Annotated in this window: 3 protein-coding genes; 2 read left to right on the top strand and 1 reads right to left on the bottom strand. The window is 33.3% G+C overall.

Annotated elements, in window-relative coordinates:
* Together KHW44_RS08745 and KHW44_RS08740 are read left to right on the top strand one after the other, a co-directional pair.
* On the top strand, positions 1–428 hold a 428-nt coding region (locus tag KHW44_RS08745; protein WP_304068532.1), incomplete at its 5' end, for a cell wall-binding repeat-containing protein.
* A 97-nt stretch (positions 429–525) separates the two neighbouring features.
* Positions 526–1,701 carry a carboxypeptidase-like regulatory domain-containing protein gene (locus KHW44_RS08740; protein ID WP_304068529.1) on the top strand — a complete coding sequence of 392 codons (1,176 nt, stop codon included), beginning with the start codon at positions 526–528 and terminating at the stop codon, positions 1,699–1,701.
* 62 nt (positions 1,702–1,763) lie between these two features.
* On the opposite strand, the gene KHW44_RS08735 is transcribed toward KHW44_RS08740, so the two are convergent.
* Positions 1,764–2,162, bottom strand: coding sequence for a DUF3139 domain-containing protein (locus tag KHW44_RS08735; RefSeq protein WP_304068525.1), 399 nt, complete (start codon positions 2,160–2,162; stop codon positions 1,764–1,766).
* Positions 2,163–2,321: the final 159 nt, after the last annotated feature.

The raw sequence follows: 2,321 nt of genomic DNA, 5'->3' as shown, positions 1-2,321 counted from the left end.
CACTAGCAAACAAACACAACATGCCAATACTACTTGTACAACAAAACAACATACCAAAAGCAACACAAGAAGTATTGAAACAAATCGACAAAGTAATAATTGTAGGAGGAGAAAAGACAATCTCTAAAGAAGTAGAAAACAAACTTCCAAACCCTACAAGAATTGCCGGAGCAAACCGTTACGAAACAGCAAAGAAAATCTACGAATACGACTTCAAAGACACAAAAGAAGTTAACATCGCAAACGGAACAAACTTTGCAGACAGCTTAGTAATAGGCTCCATTGATTGCCCAATATTATTAACAGAATCAAATGAAGTACCAGAAGCTACAAAAGAAGCTATCAAAGAATCAAAATTTGAAAAAGTTAATGTATTTGGTGGAGAAAACTCAATAAGTGAATCAGTTGTAAAAGAATTGATCAAATAGAGTAAGGAAAGTCGCACGATAATTCGTGCGACTTTTTTTGCCTAAAAATAGCAAATAACACATCCTTTGTGATATATTATTAAATAGGAGAAGTGTTATGAGAATTTTGAAGAAAATACTATTCGTTTTAGTGGTGATAGTTATGATACCGCAAATTGCCACTGCATCGGAAATAGATAAAATAGACAATATAATCAATCCAAATAGAGAACAAAATGATAGTGTCAGCAAGAAAATAATGCAAAATTTCAAGGCGAACTTGTCATTTGCAGTAAAACAAGCGCTCGACGAAGACAATGCGACATTCAAGATTACGGTATTGGACAAAAAAAGCAATCCAATACCAAAAGTGGAACTCATCGTTACGGATGTTGAGACGGGAAAATCGCGTGAGAACCAAACAAACGAAAAAGGGGAAATCCAATTTCGTGGACTTGCTCCAACTGAACACACGATAAAAGTAGTGTCTGCTCCGTCTGGATATTTCTTCGACGAAGATGTAATCACACTAGAAAACAACGTCGTAAACACCAAGACTATATTTGGCAAGACAAAAGAAGACAAGGACAAAACATACAAAGTAACTTACAGAATTACAGACAAATACGGAATTGCCTTAAAAGAAATCGACGTCAGATTACAGTCCAGAGATAAAAAATACATCGCAAAAACAGACGTGTTCGGCTATGCGCATTTTGAAGTGGAAGATAGTGGCAAATACGAAGTGTACGTGGATAAAATGAGCGAATATTTTGAAGAACATGACAATTTCAAGATAGATGACATCGAAATCAATCCGAACTCCGAAGAATCTATTTATAGTTCACAAATAAACGAAAAAATGAAAAAAGAGTTCGAATCAGCACTTATAATCAACGTGAAAAAAGCAGATAAACCACAAGAAAAAGTCCTCGTTTCATTAAAAGACAGAAGAACAGATATGTATGCATTCCAGTACACAAACGAAGAAGGAAAAGTTGTATTCGACAATTTGTTTCCTGGAAATTACGTTCTTACTGTAAATAACGAAGATAGATTGACAGAAAATGGAGTCGGCGCAGTTCATTTGATAGAAGGACAAGTTCGTGAGTTCGATGTAGTATTGTCGCAATCTGATTTATCCAAGAAATCGCTCGTAGTAGAAAAGAAAGAACCGCAAGATGAAAAACTCCCAGAATCAGGCAGCAAAGACGAAAGAATGATGATTTTATTCTCGTTGGGAATAATAGTGTTGGCGTATTTGTATTTGAATAAACAAAAAGATGCGAATTAAAAATTACCTAGAAAAAAGTGAACCACAAAATTTTGGTGGTTCACTTCAAATCTAGGTAATTTTTATTTATTATTTGGTAATTTATCCTCCCAATCAAAAGGCAAAGGAGGATATTTGAATTTTTTTCTTTCATTGACATCTAATGACTTATATTTGCCATTTAAATTGTATTCTATTGAATACACCATGATTTCTTTATAATGAGTATAAATATAGTTAATTGAGTATCCTTCAGGATCTTTTAATTTAACTTTGTAATCATAAGAACCTTCCAGATAGTCTTTAAAAGATGTTATCTCTTTTATGTTATCTTTTTTTATCCCTTGAACTTCCATGTATTTGTACAACTTTTTGTATCCGTAATGTCTTTGAACGGGAACAGCTATAATCCATTTTATAGCTACAAAAACTACAAGACATATTAGTAGCATTTTGACTATTGAAAACTTTTTCTTTTTCATTTGTAGTACACCTCTCTTTGATATTATTATACCCCAAAACAAAAAAAAGGTGCGAGATTTTGAACTGACCCCAAAAAGTTGGACCTAAAAACAACTTTAAGGAGGTCAGTTTTTTCATGACAAAATATAGTACAGAAATTAAGATGAAAGTGGTTAGAG

Origin of the sequence: Finegoldia magna, assembly GCF_018371055.1 — a bacterium.
Lineage (GTDB): Bacteria > Bacillota > Clostridia > Tissierellales > Peptoniphilaceae > Finegoldia > Finegoldia magna_I.
The sequence above is the reverse complement of the archived record's forward strand: the minus strand, read 5'-3'. Positions and strand labels throughout refer to the sequence as shown.

Bases quoted from the DNA above. Each gene is read 5' to 3' on its own strand.
- KHW44_RS08740 (WP_304068529.1), top strand. From the start codon at position 526: ATGAGAATTTTGAAGAAAATACTATTCGTTTTAGTGGTGATAGTTATG.
- KHW44_RS08735 (WP_304068525.1), bottom strand. From the start codon at position 2,162: ATGAAAAAGAAAAAGTTTTCAATAGTCAAAATGCTACTAATATGTCTT.